The sequence below is a fragment of the Sphingobacterium kyonggiense genome (assembly GCF_039536825.1).
Taxonomy (GTDB): domain Bacteria; phylum Bacteroidota; class Bacteroidia; order Sphingobacteriales; family Sphingobacteriaceae; genus Sphingobacterium; species Sphingobacterium kyonggiense.
Genome location: NZ_BAAAZI010000007.1, coordinates 165,004 through 190,387, shown reverse-complemented (window position 1 = coordinate 190,387; position 25,384 = coordinate 165,004). Strand labels below are relative to the sequence as shown.

General features: G+C 36.2%; 23 protein-coding genes. 10 read left to right on the top strand and 13 right to left on the bottom strand.

From position 1 onward, the window contains the following. Positions 1-131: 131 nt before the first annotated feature. Positions 132-1,670 carry a SulP family inorganic anion transporter gene (locus tag ABD676_RS09600; RefSeq protein WP_344674453.1) on the bottom strand — a complete coding sequence of 513 codons (1,539 nt, stop codon included), beginning with the start codon at positions 1,668-1,670 and terminating at the stop codon, positions 132-134. 172 nt (positions 1,671-1,842) lie between these two features. On the opposite strand from ABD676_RS09600, the gene ABD676_RS09595 reads away from it, so the two are divergent. Beyond that, a complete protein-coding gene (locus ABD676_RS09595) occupies positions 1,843-2,295 on the top strand; it encodes a hypothetical protein (RefSeq protein ID WP_344674452.1) in 453 nt (150 codons plus the stop codon). A gap of 65 nt (positions 2,296-2,360) precedes the next feature. Here ABD676_RS09595 and ABD676_RS09590 read toward each other — a convergent pair whose 3' ends face one another. Continuing rightward, a complete protein-coding gene (locus ABD676_RS09590) occupies positions 2,361-3,047 on the bottom strand; it encodes an arylesterase (RefSeq protein ID WP_344674451.1) in 687 nt (228 codons plus the stop codon). A gap of 40 nt (positions 3,048-3,087) precedes the next feature. Between ABD676_RS09590 and ABD676_RS09585 the strand changes: the two genes are divergently transcribed. Both ABD676_RS09585 and ABD676_RS09580 read left to right on the top strand, forming a co-directional pair. After that, positions 3,088-3,756, top strand: a complete 669-nt coding sequence (locus tag ABD676_RS09585) for an ABC transporter ATP-binding protein (protein WP_425565284.1) — start codon at positions 3,088-3,090, stop codon at positions 3,754-3,756. Beyond that, positions 3,753-6,284 (top strand): ABC transporter permease, encoded by a 2,532-nt coding sequence (locus ABD676_RS09580; protein ID WP_344674450.1) that lies wholly within the window; start codon positions 3,753-3,755, stop codon positions 6,282-6,284. Before ABD676_RS09585 ends, ABD676_RS09580 begins: the two co-directional genes overlap by 4 nt. A 55-nt stretch (positions 6,285-6,339) precedes the next feature. On the opposite strand, the gene ABD676_RS09575 is transcribed toward ABD676_RS09580, so the two are convergent. The 3 genes from ABD676_RS09575 to ABD676_RS09565 form a co-directional block, all read right to left on the bottom strand. Further along, positions 6,340-6,795 carry a GyrI-like domain-containing protein gene (locus tag ABD676_RS09575; protein WP_344674449.1) on the bottom strand — a complete coding sequence of 152 codons (456 nt, stop codon included), beginning with the start codon at positions 6,793-6,795 and terminating at the stop codon, positions 6,340-6,342. A gap of 83 nt (positions 6,796-6,878) precedes the next feature. Then, positions 6,879-8,027, bottom strand: coding sequence for a calcium:cation antiporter (locus ABD676_RS09570; protein WP_344674448.1), 1,149 nt, complete (start codon positions 8,025-8,027; stop codon positions 6,879-6,881). A 159-nt stretch (positions 8,028-8,186) separates the two neighbouring features. Beyond that, a complete protein-coding gene (locus tag ABD676_RS09565) occupies positions 8,187-8,879 on the bottom strand; it encodes an SOS response-associated peptidase (RefSeq protein ID WP_344674447.1) in 693 nt (230 codons plus the stop codon). A gap of 234 nt (positions 8,880-9,113) precedes the next feature. On the opposite strand from ABD676_RS09565, the gene ABD676_RS09560 reads away from it, so the two are divergent. Together ABD676_RS09560 and ABD676_RS09555 are read left to right on the top strand one after the other, a co-directional pair. Continuing rightward, on the top strand, positions 9,114-9,992 hold the full coding sequence (locus ABD676_RS09560) for a DUF808 domain-containing protein (protein ID WP_344674446.1): 879 nt from the start codon (positions 9,114-9,116) through the stop codon (positions 9,990-9,992). Between the two features lie 155 nt (positions 9,993-10,147). Next, positions 10,148-10,339, top strand: coding sequence for a hypothetical protein (locus ABD676_RS09555; RefSeq protein WP_344674445.1), 192 nt, complete (start codon positions 10,148-10,150; stop codon positions 10,337-10,339). Here ABD676_RS09555 and ABD676_RS09550 read toward each other — a convergent pair. Then, the gene (locus ABD676_RS09550; RefSeq protein WP_344674444.1) at positions 10,336-11,412 is read right to left on the bottom strand and encodes a hypothetical protein; all 1,077 of its coding nucleotides are present in this window, start codon (positions 11,410-11,412) and stop codon (positions 10,336-10,338) included. The genes ABD676_RS09555 and ABD676_RS09550 overlap by 4 nt on opposite strands. 15 nt (positions 11,413-11,427) lie before the next feature. Further along, entirely contained in the window at positions 11,428-12,648 is a 1,221-nt protein-coding gene (locus ABD676_RS09545) for a glycosyltransferase family 4 protein (RefSeq protein ID WP_344674443.1), read from the bottom strand. Between the two features lie 171 nt (positions 12,649-12,819). Here ABD676_RS09545 and ABD676_RS09540 point away from each other — a divergent pair, with 171 nt between their 5' ends. Both ABD676_RS09540 and ABD676_RS09535 read left to right on the top strand, forming a co-directional pair. Next, positions 12,820-14,304, top strand: coding sequence for a glycoside hydrolase family 130 protein (locus ABD676_RS09540; protein ID WP_344674442.1), 1,485 nt, complete (start codon positions 12,820-12,822; stop codon positions 14,302-14,304). A gap of 63 nt (positions 14,305-14,367) precedes the next feature. Then, a complete protein-coding gene (locus tag ABD676_RS09535; protein WP_344674441.1) occupies positions 14,368-14,577 on the top strand; it encodes a hypothetical protein in 210 nt (69 codons plus the stop codon). A 37-nt stretch (positions 14,578-14,614) separates the two neighbouring features. On the opposite strand, the gene ABD676_RS09530 is transcribed toward ABD676_RS09535, so the two are convergent. Continuing rightward, complete coding sequence (locus ABD676_RS09530; protein WP_344674440.1) at positions 14,615-15,625, bottom strand: aldo/keto reductase; 1,011 nt, start codon at positions 15,623-15,625, stop codon at positions 14,615-14,617. A 177-nt stretch (positions 15,626-15,802) separates the two neighbouring features. Between ABD676_RS09530 and ABD676_RS09525 the strand changes: the two genes are divergently transcribed. Beyond that, positions 15,803-18,934: a DUF6493 family protein gene (locus ABD676_RS09525; RefSeq protein WP_344674439.1), complete on the top strand. Its 3,132-nt coding sequence runs from the start codon at positions 15,803-15,805 to the stop codon at positions 18,932-18,934. A gap of 5 nt (positions 18,935-18,939) precedes the next feature. Beyond that, the gene (locus ABD676_RS09520; protein ID WP_344674438.1) at positions 18,940-20,277 is read left to right on the top strand and encodes an SWIM zinc finger family protein; all 1,338 of its coding nucleotides are present in this window, start codon (positions 18,940-18,942) and stop codon (positions 20,275-20,277) included. 88 nt (positions 20,278-20,365) lie between these two features. Here the strand turns inward: ABD676_RS09520 and ABD676_RS09515 are convergent, their stop codons facing one another. Further along, positions 20,366-20,560 (bottom strand): CsbD family protein, encoded by a 195-nt coding sequence (locus ABD676_RS09515; protein ID WP_344674437.1) that lies wholly within the window; start codon positions 20,558-20,560, stop codon positions 20,366-20,368. 231 nt (positions 20,561-20,791) lie between these two features. Between ABD676_RS09515 and ABD676_RS09510 the strand changes: the two genes are divergently transcribed. Next, positions 20,792-21,010: a hypothetical protein gene (locus ABD676_RS09510; RefSeq protein ID WP_344674436.1), complete on the top strand. Its 219-nt coding sequence runs from the start codon at positions 20,792-20,794 to the stop codon at positions 21,008-21,010. 61 nt (positions 21,011-21,071) lie between these two features. Here the strand turns inward: ABD676_RS09510 and ABD676_RS09505 are convergent, their stop codons facing one another. Genes ABD676_RS09505 through ABD676_RS09490 form a run of 4 tightly spaced genes read right to left on the bottom strand, consistent with a single transcriptional unit; the run spans position 21,072 to position 25,120 of the window. After that, positions 21,072-22,349: a TolC family protein gene (locus ABD676_RS09505; protein WP_344674435.1), complete on the bottom strand. Its 1,278-nt coding sequence runs from the start codon at positions 22,347-22,349 to the stop codon at positions 21,072-21,074. A gap of 2 nt (positions 22,350-22,351) precedes the next feature. Beyond that, a complete protein-coding gene (locus tag ABD676_RS09500; protein WP_344674434.1) occupies positions 22,352-23,485 on the bottom strand; it encodes an ABC transporter permease in 1,134 nt (377 codons plus the stop codon). Positions 23,486-23,490: 5 nt separating this feature from the next. Beyond that, positions 23,491-24,438, bottom strand: coding sequence for an HlyD family secretion protein (locus ABD676_RS09495; protein ID WP_344674433.1), 948 nt, complete (start codon positions 24,436-24,438; stop codon positions 23,491-23,493). After that, entirely contained in the window at positions 24,419-25,120 is a 702-nt protein-coding gene (locus tag ABD676_RS09490) for an ABC transporter ATP-binding protein (RefSeq protein ID WP_344674432.1), read from the bottom strand. Before ABD676_RS09490 ends, ABD676_RS09495 begins: the two co-directional genes overlap by 20 nt. Positions 25,121-25,384: the final 264 nt, after the last annotated feature.

The window sequence follows — 25,384 nt, the reverse complement described above, 5'->3', positions numbered from 1 at the left end:
TAGACCTATTGGCGAATTAGTTTTTATAGATCTTTATAAACGGTCGAAGCATGCTTCGACCGCTGTAAATCTTTCCCTCATTTATATCTCACTTCTCACATCTCAAATCTAATAGCGCAGCGGTCCCCAATCTATTCCACCACCTTCCCAGGCATTACCTTATAGGTTGGGTCTTCTTGGATATTGACTTCAATAAGGCCTTTGGCATTTTGGAGGAGTTTGATGGAGTCTTCGCTTAGGTGTCGGAGCACAACGGTTTTCCCTATTTGCGCATATTTATTGCTGATTTTATGTAAGGCATCGATGGCAGACATGTCGACCACTCGTGATTCCTTAAGGTCGATGATAATACGCTCTGGATCTTCTTTCGGTGTGAATTTGTCCAAGAAATGACTGCTGGAGCCAAAGAATAGTGGGCCATAGATTTCATAGATTTTATTTCCAAATTCATCTTCTGATTTTCTTGCTCGGATGCGGACAGCACTGTCCCAAGCGAAAACAAGTGCGGAGACTATTACTCCGGCAAAGACTGCAAGTGCTAGATTATGAAGTACCACAGTAATCCCTGCCACTAAGACCCCTACAAACATATCGGATTTTGGCATTTTATTGAACATCCGTAGAAATCCCCATTTGAAGGTAGTTATGGCAACAATCATCATAACCCCGACTAAAGCAGCCATGGGTATGAGTTCAATGAATGGTGCAGCAATTAAAATGACGAATAATATGGTTATGGCTCCGATGAAGGATGATAATCGTGTTCTAGCACCTGCGGAGATGTTGACAAGCGTCTGTGCTACCATGGCGCAACCACCCATTCCGGCGAAAAAGCCATTGATGATATTGGCGGTTCCTTGGGCAATGGATTCTTTATTGGAACTCCCTTTGCTGTTAGTCAGCTCATCGACCATACTTAAGGTCAGGAGTGATTCAATCAAACCTACTGCTGCCATAACTAAAGCATAGGGAAATATAATACTTAATGTTTCCCAGGTGAATGGCACATGGGGTATATGAAAGCTGGGGAAAGACCCAGAAACGGAGGCAATATCCATTACTTTCTTTGTTTCAATTCCTGTAAATTGAACGAGCGCAAAAACAACTAAGATAGCGATCAAAGAAGAAGGGATAGCCTTGCTGATTTTAGGGACGATAAGTACTAAAGCAATGGTTAAGGCTGTTAGGCCTAGCATAATGAATAACGGAACTCCAGCCATCCATTGCATAACCCCATGAACAGGAACTTTAAACTGTTCCATTTGAGCCATAAAGATGACTATTGCCAATCCATTTAAGAATCCAAACATGACGGGTTGTGGGATAAGTCGAACAAATTTTCCAAGTCGGAAGGCACCTACTAATATTTGAAATATGCCTGCAAGAGCGACCGCTGCAAAAAGATATTCTACCCCATGTTGGGCAGCTAAGGCGATTAATACAATGACCGTAGCACCAGCCCCTCCAGAAACCATTCCTGGTCGTCCTCCAAGGATAGAAGTAATCAAGCCCATTAAAAATGCAGCGTATAAGCCAGTGATGGGTGATAAGCCTGCAAGTATAGCGAAGGAAAGTGATTCGGGAATCATGGTCATGGCAACCGTAAGTCCGGCAAGGATTTCCGTTTTATAATTGATATTTTTAGGTATGTCTAATTGAAAAATTGCCATGTGCTCTAATTTGTTGCAAATATACCTAGAAGAAGAAGTTTCACAAGAATAAACAGAAATTGAATCGAAAGTGTGAAATGAGCGGTGTTTTTGAAAATCAGAGTGTTAAATAATTAATAATATTAATGTATAATAAAAATATTACTTATTTTAGTCTTAAATAATCACAGATATGAAAAAAACGATCGCAGTATTAATGGTTTCTTCCCTAGCTTTTATGAGCTGTATGAACCAGCAGAAAACAAATTCAGCCGATGCTGAATCGACCAAAGTAACCGTTGAGTTCGTGGGTAATTCAAATGGTGAGATCAAGAATAAGGCAGGAAAGGCTATTCTATTTGCTGTTCCTGATCAAGTTGCAGATGTTCCTGCTACCGAGGTGGCGAGTGTGAACTTTGAAACCAGGAGTCTACCATTTACCGTGAATTTTGATTTGCCTGCGAATCATAAATCATTAATTAAACCAGAGGTAAAGGATACGGATAGGGTTCATTATTATGTTTCTTTAGATTGGGATTCTGATGGTAATGGTACTGTGGATTCTACAGATGTAGTGATAGATTACGATCAAGCATTTCCAACAGTAGACATTGGCAGTGCTACCTCAAGAGTTATGTTGAAATAGTTGTCTCAAAATGTAATATACATGCAGGCGTTCGGTTTATCCTTACGCCTGTTTTTTTTATTTTACTACAATAATCCTTTTAGATGTTGCCAAACATTATCCGCAAGTATATGTTGGCCCTCAGCTGTAGGATGTACCGCATCTTGTTGATTAAGTTTGCTAATGCCAGCCACACCGTCTAATAAAAATGGAACAAGAGTCATATTCTTTTCCTTTGCAAGTCTTGGGAAGATATCCTCAAATTGCTTAAAGTAAGTGTCGCCCATACTAGGCGGAACCTTCATACCAGCTAAAACAAGTTTACAATCAGGGTAAGCGGCTTTAACCTTATCGACAATAGTCGCGAGGTTGTTGTAGGTGCTTGTAGGAGCTATGCCTCTTAATCCATCATTTGCGCCTAATTCGAGAATAAAAATATCGATTGGCTGTTTGAGTAACCAATCAATTCTATCTTTACCACCAGCACTTGTTTCACCGCTCAATCCAGCATTTATACAAGTATAACCTAATGACAAGGAATCGATCCGTTGTTGAATAAGGTTAGGGAAGGCTTCTTCTTGATTTTTAAGTCCAAGGCCTGCTGTGAGACTATTTCCGAAGAATAATATGTTCTTTGTGCTATCCTTGGCATTGGAAGTACTTTCAGGAACTGAATCCTGTGCTACATCGTTGCTATTGTTTGTGGGGTTCCCGCAATAGGTAAATAATATGAATGTAAAACAAATCAAGAAGGGTACTGCAATCTTTTTCATTCTTCTAATTTATTGAAAAATTGCATTACATTTATTGTTTATGGCAACAAAGATTCTGCAAGTATCCCATGTTTCGAAGCAATTTATGTTAGGTGGGACATCAATTCCGGTTTTACAGGATATTAATTTTGAAATAGAGGAGGGAGCTACTGTATCCATCGTGGGACCTTCAGGAAGTGGGAAGACAACTTTGCTCGGTCTTTGTGCGGGCTTGGATCAACCATCCTCCGGAACAATTCATTTAAATGGTATTCAATTAACAGGTTTGAATGAGGACAAATTAGCTACTATCCGTAATGAACATGTAGGATTTGTGTTTCAAAATTTTCAACTACTACCCACATTAACAGCTTTGGAGAATGTATTAGTGCCTTTAGAATTACGTGGTATAAAAGTACAAGAACAGACTGCAAAGGCTTTATTAGAACGCGTTGGTTTAGGCCATCGATCAGGTCATTATCCTTCTCAACTATCTGGAGGGGAGCAACAGCGTGTCTCAATAGCAAGGGCATTTGCCAATAAACCTAAAATATTGTTTGCGGATGAGCCTACCGGTAATTTGGATGCTGAAACAAGTCAAAGCATTGAGGATATGATTTTTGAATTGAATAGGGAGTCCGGAACTACCTTAGTGATAGTAACGCATGATTTGGATTTGGCAGCCAAGACGCAACAGATTATTCCAATAAAAGGAGGAAGAATTGCATGAACTGGCGATGGATTTTCTTAATGGCCTGGCGTGATAGCCGCAAAAATAGGGGTCGATTATTTTTATTTATTTCTTCTATTATTCTCGGTATAGCCTCCTTGGTGGCTATGAATTCTTTTAATGAAAATCTTAAAAAGGATATTGACCAACAAGCTGCTCAGTTAATAGGTGCTGATTTAGAACTGGAGAGCCGAAAACAACCGACTGAAGAGGCAATGAAGTTTATTGATTCGCTTAAATCGTTAAGTGAAGACTTTGCCAGAGAAGAGCGCTTTATGTCCATGATTCAATTTGAGAAGTCTGGAGGCTCTCGCTTTGTTCAGGTAAGAGCTGTAGATGGGCAATTCCCTTTTTACGGTGAAGTTCAAACTAGACCTAAGGGTTCTTATGCTGCCTTTGGAAAGAAACAAGGATTATATATTGAAAATGCGGTATTGCTCCAATTTCAAGAACAGGTCGGTAATCTAGCTCGTTTAGGGAAAAGTAGCTTTCCAATATTGGGTAGCATACATGCACAACCTGGACAGACTGCCTTGGCAAGTAGTATGGCGCCAAGCGTTTTTGTACCTCTGGATCAATTATCAGAATCGGGTTTAAGACAGGTTGGTAGTCGAATAGAATATCATTATTATTTCAAATTGCCGACAAACTTTGGCATTGATAAAAAAATGGAGCAATGGAAGGATCGATTAACACTTTTACAGTTAAGAGGGTCGACCATACAAAGTACGAAGGAGAATACAGGTAGATCTTTTGCCGACATGTCAAGTTTTATGGAATTGGTAGGTTTCGTAGCCTTATTGTTATGTTGTATCGGGGTTTCTAGTTCTGTTCAGATTTATGTGCGCGAGAAATTACTTTCTGTAGCCATCTTGCGCTGTTTGGGAGCGAAGGCTAAACAGGCATTTTTTATTTTCTTAATTCAATTTGCAGGTATTGGTTTATTAGGTGGGCTGATAGGATCAATTTTAGGAGCATTGGTGCAATATCTTATTCCATTGGTATTGCAGGATGTGTTGCCTGTTGAACTTTCCACCTCCATATCTTGGACCTCAATCTTACAAGGGGTAAGCCTAGGATTAGTTATAGCAGTTTTATTTGCTTTAGCCCCTTTGTTATCTGTACGTGATGTAACGCCTTTGAACTCCTTACGGATGAATGATCAAGATGCTAAGAAAAAACTAGATCGTTGGGTCATTTTAATTTATGCTTCCATATTAGGCTTTATCCTTCTTTTTGCTAGAATGCAAATGGATAATTGGATGCAAACTTTGGCTTTTACATTTGGTTTACTTCTGGTTTTCTTTTTACTATTTGGCGTAGCTAAAGCTTTTACATTTTTAATACGCCGTTATTTCCCGAAGAATTGGTCATATGTCTGGAGGCAAGGTTTATCGAATTTGTATAGACCAAACAACCAAACTGTTATTCTATTGGTTTCCATCGGATTGGGTACAGCTTTAATAGCTACCTTGTTTTTAGTACAAGACATGCTGATGAAGCGAGTTGCTCTTTCTGCTGAAGAAAATAATGCAAACATGTTGATGTTTGATATTCAACCTTCCCAAAGAGACTCTTTAAAGCTATTGGCTCATCAAGAAGGATATGAAATTGTGGAAGATGTACCGATTGTAACCATGCAATTGGAGAATATAAATGGTGTTACCTTAAAAGATGTAGTTGCTGATTCAACGATTGAGCAATCAGGTCGAGCTTTTCGTGGTGAAATACGTGCTACTTATAGGGATAGTTTGAGTAAATCAGAGCAAGTAGTTTCTGGAAAATGGATTGGAAAGGTTGCTGCGAATGATACAGCTTCTGTTTCCCTGGATGAGAATTACGCAGAAAACATTAAAGCAAAAGTTGGCGATAAAATACTTTTTAATGTTCAAGGGGTATTGATTCCTGCAAAGGTAAGTAGTATTCGTCAAGTGGATTGGAATAGGTTTCAGTCGAATTTTAGGGTGGTATTTGCTAAGGGAAGTATCGATCAGGCTCCTCAGTTTTATTTGATGATGACTAAGGTTGAAGGTGAAGCAAAATCTGTTGCATTCCAACAAAGGATAGTGACTGATTTTCCCAATGTGTCTGTCTTAGACATGAATGCTGTTTTGACTATTCTAAATGATATATTGAATAAGATAGGCTTTATCATTCAGTTTATTGGTGGTTTTAGCATCTTGACTGGTATAATTGTATTAATAGCCTCCGTTCGAATTAGTAAATTTCAACGAATTAAAGAGAATGTATTATTGCGTACGTTAGGTGCAAGCAGGAAGCAGATTTATTGGATTACCATTGCCGAGTATTTATTCTTAGGCCTTTTAGCAGCATGTACAGGGATTGTCATTGCCTTAATGGCAAGTAATCTATTAGCCATATTTGTCTTTAAGACGAGTTTCATCCCAGACTTTATGTTTCTTACCTTACTTATTTTCTTAGTTAGCATTTTAACCGTGGCAGTAGGATTAATTAATAGCCTTTCGGTATTAAATAAATCACCATTAGAGGCGCTTCGAAGAGATTAATAGAAACTTATTCAAAATAAAAAGCTCCAAGGTTTTAATCATGGAGCTTTATTATTTAAATGGCAATGTAGATTTCCAATTTAGCCTGATCGGGTTGATTGGACTCTTCATAATAGACTTCGAAGTCAACGGTATATCTTCTTTTTAAGTCGCTCTGCCAGATTTCATTCCATGCATTACCTATTATTTCACCCGATAGTCCTTGCTCCACTTTTTTGACAAAATAATCTGAAGCGGGAACTAGTAAGCTGTGCATACCTTCAGGTATTTCATCTAAACTATTTACCTTACATCCTAAAAAACAGGTGTATGGCGCTTGCCAATCGGATTCATAATCAGTATATGCACAGTATATGTTTTGATCTACCTTGTTAGGGATAATATTTGGCATATCGGCTTGCATAAATTGTTCCCATAAAGCTGGGATATCTTTCATGGCTTGACCGTTTTGATTTGAAGTCTGGATCTTAATCCCGATCAAATAAAATTCAGGTAATCTAGTGTTGTTCATAATTCTATATTTTATGATTCAAAGGTATAGTCTGCAATGACAACCTATTGTCAACAATAAAACCTTATAAAAATTTTATATGCTTATGGTTGGAAAATTAACAGTACGAAAATCACAAACAACATCAATTGCATGACACCAAAGATAGGGCTGGTTCTTTTACCTTGAAAAGTAAATAAGCTAAGCACCAAAGTGATGATAAAGAGGATTGTTTCCTGACCGGTCATACCAAATTGTACGGTTTTATTAGCTAACAATCCGATGGTAAGCACACAAGGAACTGTTAATCCCACAGTAGATACAAAAGCACCATGACATAGATTAATAGCACGTTGGAATTCATTGTTCAAAGCTGCTTTTACAGCAGTAATTGATTCTGGTGTAAATACAATTATGGCAATTAATACTCCACCTAATTGGGTTGGTAAGTTCATGCTTGTAATACCAAAATCGACCAAACTAGCTAAATTATGTGATAATAAAACGATTGGTAATATCCAAAATAACAAGATTACTGTTCTGCTTAATAACTCAGCCTTTGAAATTTTATCTTCAGCATTTGCTTCTAGAGCTTGAGCTGCTTTAGCTTCCTTAAATGTGATTTCCATGCTACCAACAGCAGGTTGCATATAAAGATGTCTGTAGCCTTTCATTTGAAAAACTAAAAAGACAGTATAAACGACAACAACAGCTAATGAAATACTGATTGCCTGTACTTGACTAAATTCACCATTCCCTTGTCCAACAATGTAATTGGGAAGCATCATAGCAATACCTGCCAACATGATAATCATACCATGATAGGTTAGTGAGCCTGGTGCATTGTATTCTTGTTCACCATATTTTAGTCCACCCAAAAGTAAACAGAGTCCAGTTACCAGGTTCATGATGATCATCATGACAGAAAAGATGGAATCCTTTCCAATAGTTGGAGCCTCTGTAGGGCCGAACATCATAGCTGCGATCAAAATAACCTCAATGGAAACAATGGATAAAGTTAGGATCAATGTACCATAAGGTTCACCAAGCTTATGCGCCAATACATCCGCCTCTTTTACAACAGCAAAGGCAGCAGTAATGATGGTTCCTAATACAATAAGGAATAGGGTAATAGCAATGATAGGTTGGCTGTAAAGACCTGTTATCTGCTTAGAGAAGAACATAAAGATCATGACCATGATCCATACAGCGATTAATTTTAATGTCGAAATTCTAGAAATGTACTTTTTCATGTTTCTTGTTTAAAAAGGCGCTGCCCTAAAAATAGATTGGACATTTTAGGGCAGCAGCATGTTATTACTTTGAATGCGACACAAAAATCCGCTATTCACTGCTTATAATCTTTTACATATGTTAAAAAATAAATCGATAAATACTTAATTATCTAATTGTTAAATAGGATTTTGTATTTCGGGTATATTAGTATCTTCATTTCTAGCCGCAGTAACACGATAGACTTGATGACTTCCGAGTTCACCCTCGTAAGGTTTTATTAAATTTTGAATTCGTTCTTTAGAATCTGCAAATAACCATTCATCTTGTTTTTCCTCAGGAATAATAAGAGGCATTCTTTTCTTGACATTATGGATTTCTTCCAATAAAGGATTTGCAGGTGTGGTAATGATGGAAAAGGTAGGATAGGTTTCACCAGTTTGTTGATCTAAAAAATCAGCATAAACAATACCTAAAGTTAAAATCTTTTTTTCGGGGGCATAAATGAAATAATTGTCAGTTTGCTTGGAACCCTTTACCTGATGCGGTTCATAGAACCCAGTAACATAAAGTAAACCTCTATTCGAATTGATGTAATTTTTATACGATGCTTTTTCAAAGATACTTTCACCTTCTGCATTCAAGGTGTTTGCATATTTAGCAGCATCTTCTTCGGACTTCACCCAGAAAGGAATTAACTTCCAGCGAGCTGATTCTATGGTATCTGCATTTTTATTTAATGTTACTGGAAGGAAGGGTCTGGTAAATCCAGACACATGAAAGATTTCCTTATCAAGTTCATATACCACCTTTTTCTTGGGGTACTTATTCTTAAGATCAGATTTAGAGGGAGAACCGGTATGATAACACATATGCGTTTTTTATCTAAAATACAGAAATACTCATAAACCTAGAAATATATGTTTCTAGATTAGTATTTATTGAATAATAATTTCGAATTGATATAATAAGCTGGAATAAGGAGTTAAATAATGTACATAACAGGTCACATTTAGTAAGATAAATCCTAATTTATTTCATAAAAAAAAGTAATTCAAGGCTGTTATTTCTGTTAGATGTTTTATTTTAGGAAAAAAATAAAAGATATGGCTTCAGGGATATTTGCAGTACTAGATGATATAGCAGCGTTAATGGATGATGTTTCGGTAGCAGCGAAAATCGCTACACGAAAGACAGCTGGAATTTTAGGAGATGATTTGGCGGTAAATGCTGAAAAGGCTACTGGATTCTTAGCATCAAGAGAAATTCCAGTTCTGTGGGCAATTACCAAAGGGTCGTTTATTAATAAACTGATTATTGTTCCGATTGCATTACTGCTCAACGCCTTTTTCCCAGTAGCAATTAAGTATATTTTGATATTAGGAGGTTTTTATTTGGCCTTTGAAGGAGCAGAAAAGATCATACATTATATTTTTCATAGACAGAAAAAAGCTATTGAAGTGGTAAAGGAGCAAGAAGAAGAGGGAGAGGAAGCCGAAAATAAAAAGATTAAGTCTGCTATTACTACTGATTTTATATTATCCGTAGAAATTGTGATTATAGCGCTAGGGGCTGTTCAAGAATTGCATCAGTCAATGGCCATTCAAATTGTTACAGTTTCTGTAGTAGCCATTATTGCCACTGTTGGGGTATATGGAATAGTTGCTTTAATTGTTCGTATGGATGACCTTGGCTATAGTCTCATCAAAAAATCAAACAATAAAGGTTTTGGAAATGCTGTAGGAAATGCTTTAGTAAAGCTTTTACCTATCATTATTAAAGCTTTGGCTGTAATTGGAACTATTGCACTATTGTTGGTGTCTGGAGGTATATTTGTACATAATATTGATTATTTCCATCATTTTTTACCAAATATTCCAAGTATAGTGAAAGAATTTGGAGTTGGATTAGTTGCAGGTTTAGTTGTAGTAGCAATAGTTACCTTGTTTCAGAAAATGATAGGGTCTAAGCCAAAAGCGCATTAAATATCTTAAAGAAAAGATCAGAAGGCATGTCCATAAGACATGCTTTTTGTTTTTTTAAAACACATAAATAAATTCTTGTTTAGTACCCTAATTGAGGTATACACCGAACAATATGATTTTCTATTTGTTCTATTTACAGATTAAACTAAGAAGATATGAAAAAGGAACATGAAGAAGAAGAACGCATCAATGCTGCTGAATCTGTAGATCCCAATGAGGTGCCTGAGGTGGTAAAAGAAGAAAAGGATGATAAGCCAGCGGCTTTAAATATTCGTACAACGATTATTATTGCTATCATCATTATGGCAATTATTTATGCCATTTATGAACTGATGACAAGAAATTAAGAGCTGATATTACTTTTTATTAATATATACGACATCCAAAAAGCAATATTACTTTCTGCACCTTGATTTTGGTTAACACCATAATCTTCCAATCCGTCATAGCAGGATTTATCAATTGGATTATATAGACTTAGTTGCTTATCATTCCATCCCAAGTACCATAGAAAAGCTAATTTTATTTTGCTTTGCCAGGTTTTAGAAGGACTTGTTTTTTCTATTTCTTGGTATAATAATAGGATACTTGGGATTTCTACTGGTTGTTGTCCGAATTCGCTAATATCTTTAGATTTAGCATGCCAAGATTGGTTCCCTATTGTAGATATATATTCCTTGCGATAAAGAATTTGATCCAAAAAGGTAAAACTCTTCAAACCTATATTCAGCCACTCTTCATTGTTTAATATTCTTGCTGTTTTCAGCATGGCTAAAGGCAAAATAGCATTGTCATAAGAGATGATTTCCTCAAACCATGACCATTCTTCGTCTGCACAAACATTGAATTCTAATGCTAAAAAATGGCATAATGTGGATATTTCCCCAAGTACATGTTCATCATCAGGATGAGTTTCCAAATAATTTGCAAGTCCTAAGATCGTATAAGCTACTGCTCTTGGCGATTTTAACTCTATTAGATGAGGTAAAGCTTTGTTAAATATTTCTTGGGTTATTTGATGAAATGCAAAAAGTGTATCTGAAGCAAGGACAGTCCCTAATGCCCAGATGGTTCTTCCAAGACTGTCATCAGAACCTTGCTTATCCAAAAAATTAAGATCATAAGACATGAAATTCCTAAAGGAACCGTCTGAATTTTGAGCATAATGTATATAGGATAAATAACAGGAAATTAGTGCTGTATCTATTTCTATTTCTTTAGCATTGTTTGCCAGGCAGAGTAACAACAATGCACGAGCATTATCATCCAAACAATAACCATGATGGTAATTTGGAATATTAAATGAGGCGTGTTGAATAATTCCAGTTGATGTCGTTAATCGTTTGATATAACTTAGGTCAAGTTTTGGAACTTGATTAGTGAAATCATCTAACAGGCTGTCTATAAGCTGTAAATCCAAAGTATTTTTCTCCTTTTAGTGGTTGATGGCACTCTTTTGTCCCAATAACTTAATGTTAATAGGTTGAATTATATTTTTTAAGGCATTTAATTCCTTAACCACAGACTTTTTTACACTTTTCGCAGTTGTAATTGATTGAATAAGTTTAATCTGTTTCTTGCCTACATTAGTCCAAGACATGGATTTCCCAAACTTTAAAGCCTTCCTACGATATTCCATCATGGATTTAGGGTTTTCCAATAAGTTATTGATGCAGTCGGCTAAACTATCGGGATTATTAAAATCGAATAAACATCCACGACCATCTGCTAAGAGATCCTTAGCATACCAATAAGGTGTTGATAATACGGCAGCACCTGCTCCTAAAGCAAAGGTTAAAGTTCCACTGCTCATTTGATTGGCATTAGGGTATGGTGTGACATACAAGTCACATGCTTTTAAATACGTATGAAGCAAACTATCACTAGCATATTTATTGACGAATATTACTTTTCCATTCAATCCTAAATCTGCAGCTTGTTGCATAAGACCGTTTTTATAGCTTTCACCTTCTTGTAATAGAACATTAGGATGTGTTGCTCCTAAAATGATATAAACAAAATTATCTGAGTTGATTTTGGAAACGGCATCTATTGCCACTTCAAATCCTTTTCCACGACCTAAAAGACCAAAAGATAACATGACTGTTTTATCTTCCAATCCTAAATATTCCTTTGCCTCTTGCGAAGAAATTTTAAATTCGGGAATACCATGCGGAATTAAATACAATAGTTCAGCGGGTATTTCATAGACTTCAGAAAGCATATCTATCGCTCTTTGGGTCATGACAGTTATCTTACGACTATATTGAGCTAATTCCCGAACAACGGTATATTCATGAGCATTAGGTTTTTCTAATACCGTATGTAGATTGGTAATTAATGGAATTTGTATTTCTTTGGCTAATTCAATTATGTAGTTTCCTGCATCACCTGCAAAAATTCCAAATTCATGTTGCAAGATACAAGCATCATATTCTTGTTTATTGATCCATTTTGCAGCATTTGAATAGGCTTGCTTGTTTTGCTGTTCGATGGTATGTACAACCTCTTTCGGGAAATGTCCTTCTGTTCCATTCTGAATAGCCAGAATGTGTACTTGTTGATTGTTTTTAATTAAAGATTGATATAAATCATGTGTAAAAGTGGCAATACCGCATTGCCTAGGTAAATACGTTCCGATAATTAGTATTCTCATTTTTTTCTCCTTCTCAAATAACCAAGGGTTTCTTGGTTCTTGCTTGATGAACAGTTGGTGGTAGTTTTTGTTCAATGAATAAGAGAAATATTAAATTTTATGACAATTGCTAAACATCCTGAAGAATTTACCGTTATTAATATAAAGCGTGCTTGTTCAAACACTTAAAATATGGGTATAACAATTAATAGGAAAAATATATTTTTTAGACCAAAATTAGATCGTGTATTAGCAAGACGATTTAATCTATCCCCTGAACGCTCTGTAAAAATAGTTAAGCGGGTTATGGCAATGTCCGAAGAGGATAAAACTCTTCTATTAACACAGATTTTACGAAATTATGCACGAAGACATCGTAGTGTGCTCCATGTATTAGAGCGTAATTACAACCTGATGGAACCTACTTTAAAGGAATTAAAGATTGATAAAACTAAACTCAGTAATGTCGATAAAATGCTGATTGGCTCCTACTTTACCATGGAATATTCTATAGAGGCTGCAGCATACTTTAATCCTTCAATCGTATTATCTCCAGATCAATCACAAACACAAGAGGGAGAGAGTCGAATTGTTTTGAGTTTCAGAGCTGTAGGAGAGGGGCATTTGTCATCTATTGTATTTCGATCAGGAATTATTGATAAACATCTCAATATTGAGTTAGATGAAGTTGGAATTTTGTTGGAAAAGCCAAAGCATATCAAGAATTACAGATACAAAAAGAAGGACTTTTTGGAGAAATTGGTACAATTGCATAAACCCGAGGAGGATATTTATCAAGTGGTCGAAAGTAAACTAGCGGATACATTCATATATGATGAGCTAGTTCGTTATGTAAAGGAAATAAAGCTGGAGAATGAACTAACCCCAAATGGGCAAATTCTCATGCAGCAGATGCTCTGGTTAGCATCTTCTCATTATGATATATCTTATTCTTTAGATACCTCTATTTCTGAACGAGTTATCTTTCCCATAAGTGATACGGAGAAGAACGGTATTGAGGATGCTCGATTTGTCCGATATCTTAATGATAAAGGAAAAGCAACCTATTATGCGACCTATACAGCTTACGATGGTATTTCAATATTGCCGAAATTACTATCCACAAAAGACTTTGTGAACTTTAAGGTTCAACCCCTCAATGGCAACATAAAGAATAAAGGGTCGGCACTGTTCCCTAGGAAAATAAATGGCAAATATGCAATGTTATGTAGAATTGACGGAGAGAATAATTACATCACCTATTCGGAATCCTTAACCAACTGGGAGGAGGACGTCATTCTGATTTCTGAACCTGAATATCCATGGGAATTTATTCAAGTAGGAAATTGTGGTTCACCCCTTGAAACAGATGAGGGTTGGTTAGTTATAACACATTCGGTTGGACCCATGAGGGAATATACGCTTGGTGCGATGTTGTTGGACTTAAAAGACCCAAGTAAAGTAATCGGGAAATTAAAACAGCCTCTGCTTTATGCCACAGAGGAAGAGCGTAATGGTTATGTCCCTAACGTACTTTATTCATGCGGTCAGATAATCCACAATAATCATTTGATATTGCCCTATGCCTATTCGGATCATGAGTCAACTTATGCTACCATTTGTTTGGATGAATTACTTTCCAGTTTATTACAAGATCAGGTGCGTAATAAAAAATAAATTTGATTCAACGATTCTAATTTAATTTTGTTCATTTAGTTGAACATCAATGAGAAGAAAATTATGGCGACCAAAAATGAAAATAAGGATGTAGGAATACAAAAAGAAAACCGTGAAAAAAAACAAAAAGCTTTAACGTCGGTGATTGAAAAAGTGCGTAAGAAGCAAGATTTAGATGCTGAAGCTGGTGTAGATCCACAGGTAGATCAATTAAATGAAATGCCTGATCCCAATGTATTCCCTAAAGAAAGGAAAAAGGATAAAGGCAAATAAGTAAGTATATCTGAAGGAATTAAATAATTGTATGCCCTTACTTCTTTTTAGGAGTAGGGGCATTTTCATCAATTAACTTTTCTCTTTTTAGTTTGTCCCAAAATTCACCAGGGATGTTAATATGAAAGGATGACGTATTTGCTTCAACTTGATTTGCAGAACTCGCTCCAGGTATTACTGCTGAAACAACATCGGGTGCTGCAGCAAATTGTAAAGCCGCAGTTCTTAAGTCAACATCATATTCTGCTGCTATTGTAGTTAATGCGGCTAATTTTTCTTTTACACCTGCAGGGAAATCTCCATTGTATAGATAGCGGTCTTGGCCGGCTAAAAAGCCTGCACATAATGGCGCTCCAACAACAATTGAAATCCCATTTTTCGCTGCCTCAGGAAATACCTGATGTAAATCATCCTCATGCTTGATTAATGAATATTGACAGGCAGAAAGGAAAATATCAGGGTCAGAGACTTCCATTGTTTTTATCATAGGCTCTATGGTATTCACACCTAATCCCCAACCTTTAATTATTCCCTCTTCTCGCATTTTGATTAATTCAGGCATGGCACCCGTTCGTGCAATTTCAAAATAGTGCTCCCAGTTTTTTCCTAAATCAGGATTGTCCTCAGAAAGGTCATGAATGAATACCATATCAATGGATGATAAACCCATCCTTTGAAGACTATCCTCGACACTTCTTCGAGTACCTTCTGCTGTATAATCGTAGCGGTAGGTAAAGTTCATTTTGCCTTTCCACATCAATCCATCTTTCTTAAAGTCTTCATGCGGTTCTAGTATACGGCCTACTTTAGTGGAAAGATCATATTGATCCCTTGCTTTGTCTTTAAGAAAAATGCCCATTCGATGTTCGCTGATGCCTAAACCATACCACGGAGAGGTGTCAAAATATCGTACTCCAGCAGCCCATGCTGCTTCCATAACCGCTAAGCAATCTTGATCATTATGTTCTGCAAAACCATTTCCAATAGCCACTCCTCCTAATCCTATTTTACTACTCGGTCTATATTTCATGTTGATTTTGTTATTCATGCGTATGTGTTTTAAGTATTAAAGTGATTAATGTTAGAACAACTTTATGCTCAGTATGTTCTATAAAGTTTTGTTTTAAACTAAGCTTAATTTGAAGGAAAAAAAGTTGTGATTATATACTTACAGGAAAGGTGAATTCGTTATCTTTAGTAGTATAGAAACCAAATAATCAATTACATGTTCAAGCATCTAAAATACGTTGATGGAAATTCCGATAAATTCTGGGAGATTCAAACTGATGGTGTACAGCACACCGTTACTTATGGAAGAAATGGTACTGATGGTCAAAGTAAAACCAAAAGCTTTGATTCTGAAGAAGCGTGTATTAAAGATGCGGAGAAACTGATAGCTGAAAAAACCAAAAAAGGTTATTCGGAGGATGGTACTGTTGATTTGTCAGAGAAGAAAAGTACGAACAGCAAACCCAATAGTAAGAGCAGTTCTTCAAAATATAGTAAGGAAGACGTTCGTAATAGTTTTAATGAATTAATTAAACGTCCCAATATTGCAGATATCATCCCATTCTTGGAGGAGTATGGGAAGGGGAATATGGAATTCATCAAGAAAGAGATTAAAGCCGCAAAACGCTTTTACTTAAGTTATATTGATTTAAAGGCAGAACCTCAATATTTAACAGATAAACGCTACACCTGGGGACAGCGTGGTACAGATGAACAACAACGATGGATAGCATCCATTGCTCTTGCCGCTTTTAGTCAAACAGATACAGGGTCATGGACAGAAATATTTGATATTTTAAAAACATATAAGGATAAAGATATACAGGACATTCTAACTTGGGCAAAACCTGAATGGATTACAACATACATGAAGGACCAAATGCGAAAGAATGAATGGTTAAGTTTTGAATATTATGGATTTCGTGAGTTGGAAGATGCTGGTCATTTAAACCATGACCCAGAAATTTATGTCCGTAGTTTGCAGAATTTCCGTATATCAAATAACCCAAAGGTATTAGATAGCATCCTTGATCGATTAATAGCCGATGAGACTTTTTATACACGTGATGTTCCATTGATATTTAACTATGAAAGTGCCATTCAAAATAGTTATTACCTCTATGAATATGAGAAAGAAAAACAAATCTTATTTTGGGATCTGATCTTTGATAGATTACTTGCTGAAAATAAAATTGATCGAGCATTTATTATTTCATCTTCACTAGAGATCCAAACGAAGGATTGGAATAATAATTTAAAATCATACTATAGAGATTTGATTAAACGTTTGATAGAAAATGATGATAATGTAATTAATCATCAACATCAGGTTTTTCCACTATTCCATTCGGATCATAATGCACCTATAAACTTTGCGATTAATCTTCTAAAGCCTGTTATATCACATCCAAAATTTGATTTGAAAGAATTCATAAATTGGGTAAAACCAGTCTTCATGCGGACAGATATTAAAACAGGAGTGAAAACCTTAATGATTCAATTCGATAAGCTATTAAAGACGAGACCAGAATATACAGAAGCTATTAATGATTTAGTAGCCGATACCTTTATGATACCTGATTTAGGTTTACAAGATCGTGCTGCTAAATTTATCTTAAAACATCAGAAAAAAGCATCTTCAGAACTGTCGGATAAATTAATGCTATATTCTTCGCAGATGCTGGGTTCCATAAGCACCGATTTAAAAGGGTTGATGCAGTCTAATGATACCTCTTATACCGAAGAGGAGTTATTAGCAGTCTTAAATCCTGGTGAAAAGGATACTTATACCTTTGCGCCTGAACCGGTTGTTCGGCTACAAGATGAGTTAAGCTATCCTAGCGATTGGAATGAGATATTGTTTAAGGTAGGGGAAGTCATTCATTCAGTGGATTTTGTTCAAATAGAAATCTTGATGAATGCATGGATGATGAATTATGCAGACTTTCCAGAAGACTTTAAAAAACAACTAGAGCCATTTATTAAGCAGTTGAATAACAACAACAAATCATCTACAATTTTTCAGGCATTCGTATCTAATTTTGTTCAAATCTATTATAAACCAAATGCACCTAAATATTTTCAAGAACAATATTACAATTATTCTAAAGTAGTTGGCTCTTTTAATGATCTTGGTTTTCTCATTCAAAATAGAATTGCTAAGGGGATTAATTTACCCTTATTGAGCTTGCCCACTCATGCCCCATTTTGGGTGGCTGCCGAGGTACTTTTAGATCGTATTTTAGCTTATCAAGAGGCTGCTATCCAAATAGATTTATTGGATTTATCTATTGCCTTAAGCAGATGTCCAAAAGAGCAAGTAGAAGGGCTAAACGATAAATTAGAGCAAATAAAAAATGATCAAATAAAAGCAGTATTACAATATAGCTTCGGCTTGTCAGATGATTTGGAACTTCACAAATCATCCTGGTTGAAGAATATTGTAGGAGACGAAGCCGATGTGTTTATGTCAGGGGTGTGGGCTACGGTAGCTAGAAGTCAATATCCTGAAGGTATTTTTGAAGAATTTCAAGGTCACCGCTTGGCAAAAGCTCCCTTCGCAATAAAACCATTCCGCCCAAAGATAGAGTTCCAACCAGATTACCATCAAGTGTATAACTACTCCACCAAAAAGAATGAAATGACAATTGATGGTTATAAATTAACATTGGAGTTCCCAAAGCATGAAAAATACCCTAATACCTTTCTGTATAGCAAGGATATTTACTTCAGAGGTGAGAAAGGTGTCATAGGTTATTATATTCATGGGTTGGATACACAATTTGTTCATAGCGTCATGCCCTTAAATGCAGAAGCTATGGCTTTGTTTTATAATACCTGCTATAATACGTTGTCGACTTGGGGATTTAAAGATGCCAAGTATATGCTTCAAGAGATGCTTTATCCTTTTTATAATTTTGATAAACAAAGCTGTCTCTTTTTGGCTTGTAGTTGTTTTGCCCTTGAAAAGGAGGTACGGGCTCACGCTGTTGAAACTTTGATTCAAATAATTGAGTCTAATCGATTACCAAATGAAGATTTTGCCGATCATCTAATTACCTTACTAAATAATGATTATGGACCTTTAGGACGTTTTGCTGATATACTTTCGCAAGTAAAGGATATCTCCAGCAAACACAATCATGCACTTCTATTGATCTTAGGTCAAGTTTTTGAAGGTGTACAAATCAAAGAAACTATGCCTACCAACCTAAAGAAATTGATTGAAATTTTCTACGATCTGCAACAGAAGGAAAATTATGTATTATCCAATGAGCTAAGAGCCGGTATTCAGAAATTTGAGGCTTACAAATCATTAAACAGTCTACTTAAGAAAATATTAAACTAATTACTATGGCAACAGTTGATCTTGATATTACCTATAAACAGCATTCTAGCTTACAACAATCATCTGGTATTCAACAATTGGTTCTAGCGCATCAAGCAGAAATTACCGAGATAAATAATGTGCCTTGTTTCTTTTGGGGTAACCTGACTGATCCTTTAACCAGTTCTAAATGTCTACTGACACTATCCAAGGTTGTACGGTCAAGTTTTGGTCCCATACCTCCAAGCCTGCGTGATCCAATTGTATCTGCGGGAACTGATCAGATACGCTTTGAGGGATTTTCCTCCTGTAATGGCGTATATGCTCGATTAGATTTGCTGGAGGATGCTATTGATGGCGAGTTTCTAGCTAGCGGAACTACCAATGTTGATTTCAATGAACCTATGCTAAATGCCTTAAATGCTGTAAAGAAAACGGAGAAAATGGTCTTAGGTGTTGGCAGTAAAGATGTTTCCATCAGTACCGATAAAGGCACGGTAAAGGAGAAAAAAGTAACCTTGCCACCTCGTTGGATAAAAGGCTTAACATCCGTACAATTATACCTTGCAGGGATGGAAGAAAAATTTCGATTGAATAAGATACAAGTAATTCAACTATTTCAAGCTATACCCAAGGGAAATGTAAAAGGAGAATTTTATCTAATTCAACGGGCTAATCGATTTGTACTATCACCTATTGCTAGCAAAGATGCAGTACGTATTGGTGGCATTCAACGACTACGCTTATTAGAAGGGATATTGCCTTACATTCAACAGTTAATAGTCTATCAGGAAACGAATGGAGAAAGCTGTTCCTTTGTGGCTGACTTTGGAAATATGCGCTTGACTTTATCGCTTTCCCCTGACAGTTATCGAGGATTCTCTGGTGAAGGAAATGTCTTGGAAAATATGATTCAGGCAGTTCCTGATGAATGGGTCATGGCAGTTAATTCCCTATTGAAATCTAATGAGTTGTTTGATCCAACCATGTTGTCTATTGAGCATGATGTTGATTTTGCCAGCATGGATACACTTACCGGTTCACTTTCTTCAATTGGTTTATTAGGTTATGACTTAGCACAACAGCAGCATTATTATCGCCGATTGCCTTTCAAAATGGAAAGAATATTATCCTTAAATCCGAGATTAAAGAATGCCAAGAGATTACTCAGTACAGAAGCTATAGAATTTATTAAAAAATCACCGGATTATATAGAGGCTAGGGTAGAAGGTACAGGCGTAAAACATACAGTTATTATTCAAGGAGATCAAAGTCGCTGTACCTGCAATTGGTTTACTAATCATCAAGGTAAGAGAGGACTGTGTAAACATATTTTAGCCGTAAAAATGGCAGCTCAGTCCTAAGTTAAGGATGTGCTTTATTAGCATAACATTACAAGGCTAGAAGAATCTTCTAGCCTTGCAACTTTCACATCAAGCTTACTCCTAAATCTTAACGTTTATCTAACTTATTAAACCAATCTTGAATTTCTTCTCTTGATTTACCAAAACGTTGTTGAAAACGTCCATATACGTCTTCCTCTTTACCTTCTTCGTATGATAAATCTTCATCGGTTAGATCAGGATGTTCCTCTTTAATCCGGCCTTTGATGATGTCCCATCTGCCTTTAAAATCTAATGATTCCATAATAATTCTCCTTTCGTTTTTAATAGTTGAATGCACTTTGAACGCTTTTAGTTCAAATTATTTTAAAAAATTGAATCTGCATATAATTGTAATTTTTTTCACACTTTCTTGTGAGCTTGAGGGTTTTTTAATAAATTAATGTACGCTAAACTGTTGAGTATGATTGGTTTTGGTTCCGGTTTACTCAATTAGACAAGACCACTATTATTTATTACATAGGAGAATATTATCATGGAAAGCTTAAAAATCGAGATCATGACCGCTACCCAATCTCAGCTGGCGCAAGTAAAAAATGTTATGGAAGGATACCATAATGTTAATGAATGGCAGATTGCACCTTACATTGATGGTTATTTATTATCCATTCGAGGAATTAATGTTTTGGGTGCTTCACTAATCCAGCAATTGATAGACATGGGGATTAGCGCTGAACGACTTTATGAAGAATAGTTGTTCCACAAAACACAAAAAGCTCAACATATTGAGCTTTTTCCATTTCTATTGATGTACATTATTGCTTCAATAATACCTGAACTAAATCAAATTCTGCCTGCCACAATTCTTTCTTTGCTGCAATCCATGAATGATTTGCTCGGTAATATTCAGTAGGTATTGTTCTTCCAATCTGAACGCCTTCTAGTTGTAGGTTTTTTTCCTTCTCAGCTAAATCAACTATTCTTTCTAATCCTGCAATCTTTTGTTTTGCTGACCATATTTTAGCTGCTGTTTTTTTATCTTTTGTCGCTTCTTCAATTTCCTGTTCCCTTATTTTCAATACCGTTAATTGTTCTTGTAATTGTGACTTCTTAACCGAAGCAGAATTGGTGAAATATGCTGATATAGGGATTTTTACACCTATGTTGGCAAAGCTGTTTCCATACCAATGATTTCGTTCAAAAAGATCAAATTCATTGCTGAAGAATTGAGCTCCAAAAAATCCGTTGAGTGTAATTGTTGGAAGTTTAGCAAGTTTGGTCTCCCTGATTTCGTAAGTTGCTAATTGTTGATCTAACTGCAATAATTCTAATTGCTGATCTGGGAATCTTTCCTTTTCCAAGAGGTTTTGAATACTGGATAAATCAGAACTTAAATGTGTCAAGTTTTGATTGGCTAACATCTTTCTTAAATCGAGATCTGTTTCCATTAAAACTGACCATGCTTCATGTCGTTGAATAATCTTACGTTCCATTTCTTGAAAGGCGGCAAATAAATCTGTTTGTTTTTCGCGACCTTCTTCAAAACGTGTATTCATGATTTTTACTAATGATGCTTGGGTAATGGAATCTTCTAAGGCCAATTTATATTGCTCGCTGGCTAGTACACTGGCGCAATAAGCTAATGTAGCATCCTTCTTCCATTGAATTAGGGCTAGTTCTTGATTCAAAATTGCTCGCTTCGTTTCAATTCTAGCCTTATTCAAATCAGCATTTTTACTCGGGTTAAAAATATCCCACTCCAATTGTACTCCCGCCCGGGAATTCCATTTTGTAGCGAATTTTAAGGGGAGTATTGCACCCTCTTGCGCATTTGGATCAAATGCTATGGCAGGTACTGGAGTAGTGGGGATAATGATATTGCGCTGTAAATTAACATCTCCATAAACTAAGGGTAGACGATTATTACGCAATACAAGTTCTTCTTGTCTTTTTGATGCAAGTTCTACATCCTTTTGCTGAGAGCCTATGCTTGTTTTAGCTTGTTGCCATAATTCCTCAATACTTAAAGATTGGCCCAGACTATAACCTGGGAGAAGTAGAATTGCGAATATGTAAATAATAACTCTTTTCATGTTTAAAATACAGAGGCCGGTTCGAGCTTAGCAATTTTCCGGACAGCAAATAGAGAACCACCGATAGATATAATCATCGTTAGGATGAGTAAAAATAAGGCAAATAAAAACGATACATTGATTTGTAATCCACTTTGTGCGACGCCAAACTTAAATCCATAAATAAGCATCATAGCAATGATATATCCGATGAAGGCATATAGGAAGGCTTGTGCTACAATAAGTTTATTGACATAGCCTTTCTTAGCTCCGATAGCTTTTAGTGTCCCATAATCCTTAATACGATCCAATGCAGAAGAATATAAGGTCAAACCAATAATGAAGAAGCCAGATATCATCGCAAAAACGACTAAAGTGCCAAAACTCATCCCCATGTTAGATGAAACTAATATTTCCTTTACTGTAGAGTTCTTGAGTTTTTCAACATCCCAAGCCCTTAATTGAGGGTACACCTGATTAATGGTTTGGATGACCTTTTCTTTTTGCTTTTTATCTTTCAATTTGACCATGATCATACTTACCTGCGAATTGGGGACATTTCCAAAATAACGGGCATTTTTGATGTCTGTATACATAAATGAAGCTCCAAATGCTTGAGCGTTCATGGTAATGACACTTACTTTGGCACTTTTTCCATTGATTTCAATTGGCTTTCCAATGAACAAATCCGTTTCCCAAGTCTGTGCATTAAAATATTCTGCCGAAACACTATAGGGCTGCATGAGATCTTCTATGTTTCCTTTTTCTATCCGGCTTTCTTTAGGACCCATTAAGAATCCAGGAGCTGAAGCACCAACTAAAGTTATTCCTGCTGTCTTACCATCTAAGAAGGTAGCTTGTCCAGGAGCAAGGATAATAGGCTCTGTCTTTGCTATTCCAGGCAAAGAGGCTATTTCTTGTACAAGTCGAGCGTCTATGGCATTTATAGAATTGATATTTCTACTTTGACCTTCAATGACCCAAACCTGATCATCTGCTGTTGGAGCATTCCTAACCAGATTACCCATTAACCCCATTAAAAAGAAAAGTAAACTCAATTGCTGACCAATCAAAAAGATACTTATTACAATTGCTGTAATAATACCGATGCTCTTTGCTCGATCAAAACGAATGAATTTCCATGCCAATAATAACATGCTTCTTATAGTTTAATGTGACACTCCACTTTAGCATTAATAATCAAATTATTGAGCTGATCTGGACTGATTTTTATTTTTCTTACTCGACGGTCTTCACCTTCATTTGCTGACTCAAAGAGAATAGACTTATTAGAAAGTGTAGGACTTAGATAACTTATTTTACCCACAGCTAATTGCTTTCCACCACCTACTACAGTCAATCGAACCTGCTGACCTAATGCCAGTCGATCAGCGAACAACTCATCTACTTCTGCTTCTATAATTAATTGGCTAGGGTCAGCTATTTTTCCTAATATACTATTTGCTTGAATGGATTCACCAAGTACGGCATGCCACTCTGTTATTATTCCAGATGCACTGGCTAGGATCTGCCTGTTATCTAAATTGGTTTTACTTTTTTTAATGTTGATGATCTGCTCTTGCTCACTAGCCTGGTTAGCCTTTAATTTAGCTCGTAATCCAGAAACAAGTTTGTCCTGTATCTGCCAATTCCGAAGGTCATCATTTAATACTTCCTGTGTTTCGGCACCTTTTTCTACCAGTCTTTTGGAGATATCGTAGCGCTCTTTCAGTTGTTTTGATTTGATCTCCTCACGCTCTAAATCTTTTACATCTATTTGATTGCTGGCTACTATTCGATTCAATGCTGCCTTTGCCTCTTCGATATCGAGCTTCTCTAAATTAGGTTTCAGGCGTATCAATACTTGATTCTTTGAAATTGAATCGCCTTCTTCCACTAATATCTCTTGTATTGTTCCAGATTCTGTACTGGAAACCTGTTGCCAGCCTGCCTCTGGAACAACTTTTCCAATTCCTAATACCTCATTTACTTCCTTTAGGATCTGTTCATTACTTTTTTGAACCTTATCCTTCTCCTTGTTTTTGCAGGCTGATAACGTAAAAAATAGTATAAGTATATAGATGAATTGCTTATTTATAATCTTCTTCATTTTTAATGGTATTTGAAACTTTACCTTCTTCCACATAAATTACACGATCAGCATATTTTCTTAAACGAAGATCATGCGTGACGATGATTACGGCCTTGCCTTCTTCTGCTAACTCTTTTAATTCTTGCATGATAATGCCTGCACTCTTCGCATCCAATGATGCGGTAGGCTCATCACAGAGAATCATCGATGGATTACCCACTAAGGCTCTAGCAATTGCTACTCGTTGCTTCTGTCCACCACTTAATTTCTTAGGTAGATTGCCCATACGATCCTCCAAACCGACAGCTTTTAAAGCACCTTCTGCTCTTTCTTTTGCTTCTTTTTTTGGAATATTACGAAGTATCAATGGTTGTGCTACATTCTCTAAAGCATTCAAAGGTTCTATCAAGTTGAATTGCTGAAACACAAATCCAACTTCATGCAGACGTAAATCCGCCAATTCATCTTCAGACAATTTAGTCACTTCCTTATCTTTATAAAAGACTTTACCCTTGGTCGGATAGATGATACAGCCAACAATTGATAATAACGTTGTTTTACCTGATCCTGAAGGACCCATAATCAGTGTGAGCTTATTCGATTCGAATACCAAATCGGTTGTATCCAGAGCAGTAATGTAATTCTCCCCAGTTTGGTAGATCTTCTCTACAGCTTCTAAGCGTACAATTTCTGTAGACATATTCTCTAAAATTAGGAAATAAAACGTTCTAAACGATCTTTTACAAGGTATTTCTGCTCCTTTTAACCGATTTAATCGATTGTTTCTGGATTGTTTAAATTATTGTTATGTATGACATGGTAATAAAGTTTATTAAATAGGTAAAATAATGTACTTTTTTAAATATGCTATTTTCTAGCTTTACACTTAGAAATTATCTTATGAACCACATTATCAATGATGAGTTCAAAATAAAGCATAACAACCTAAACCCTTTTTCCTTTT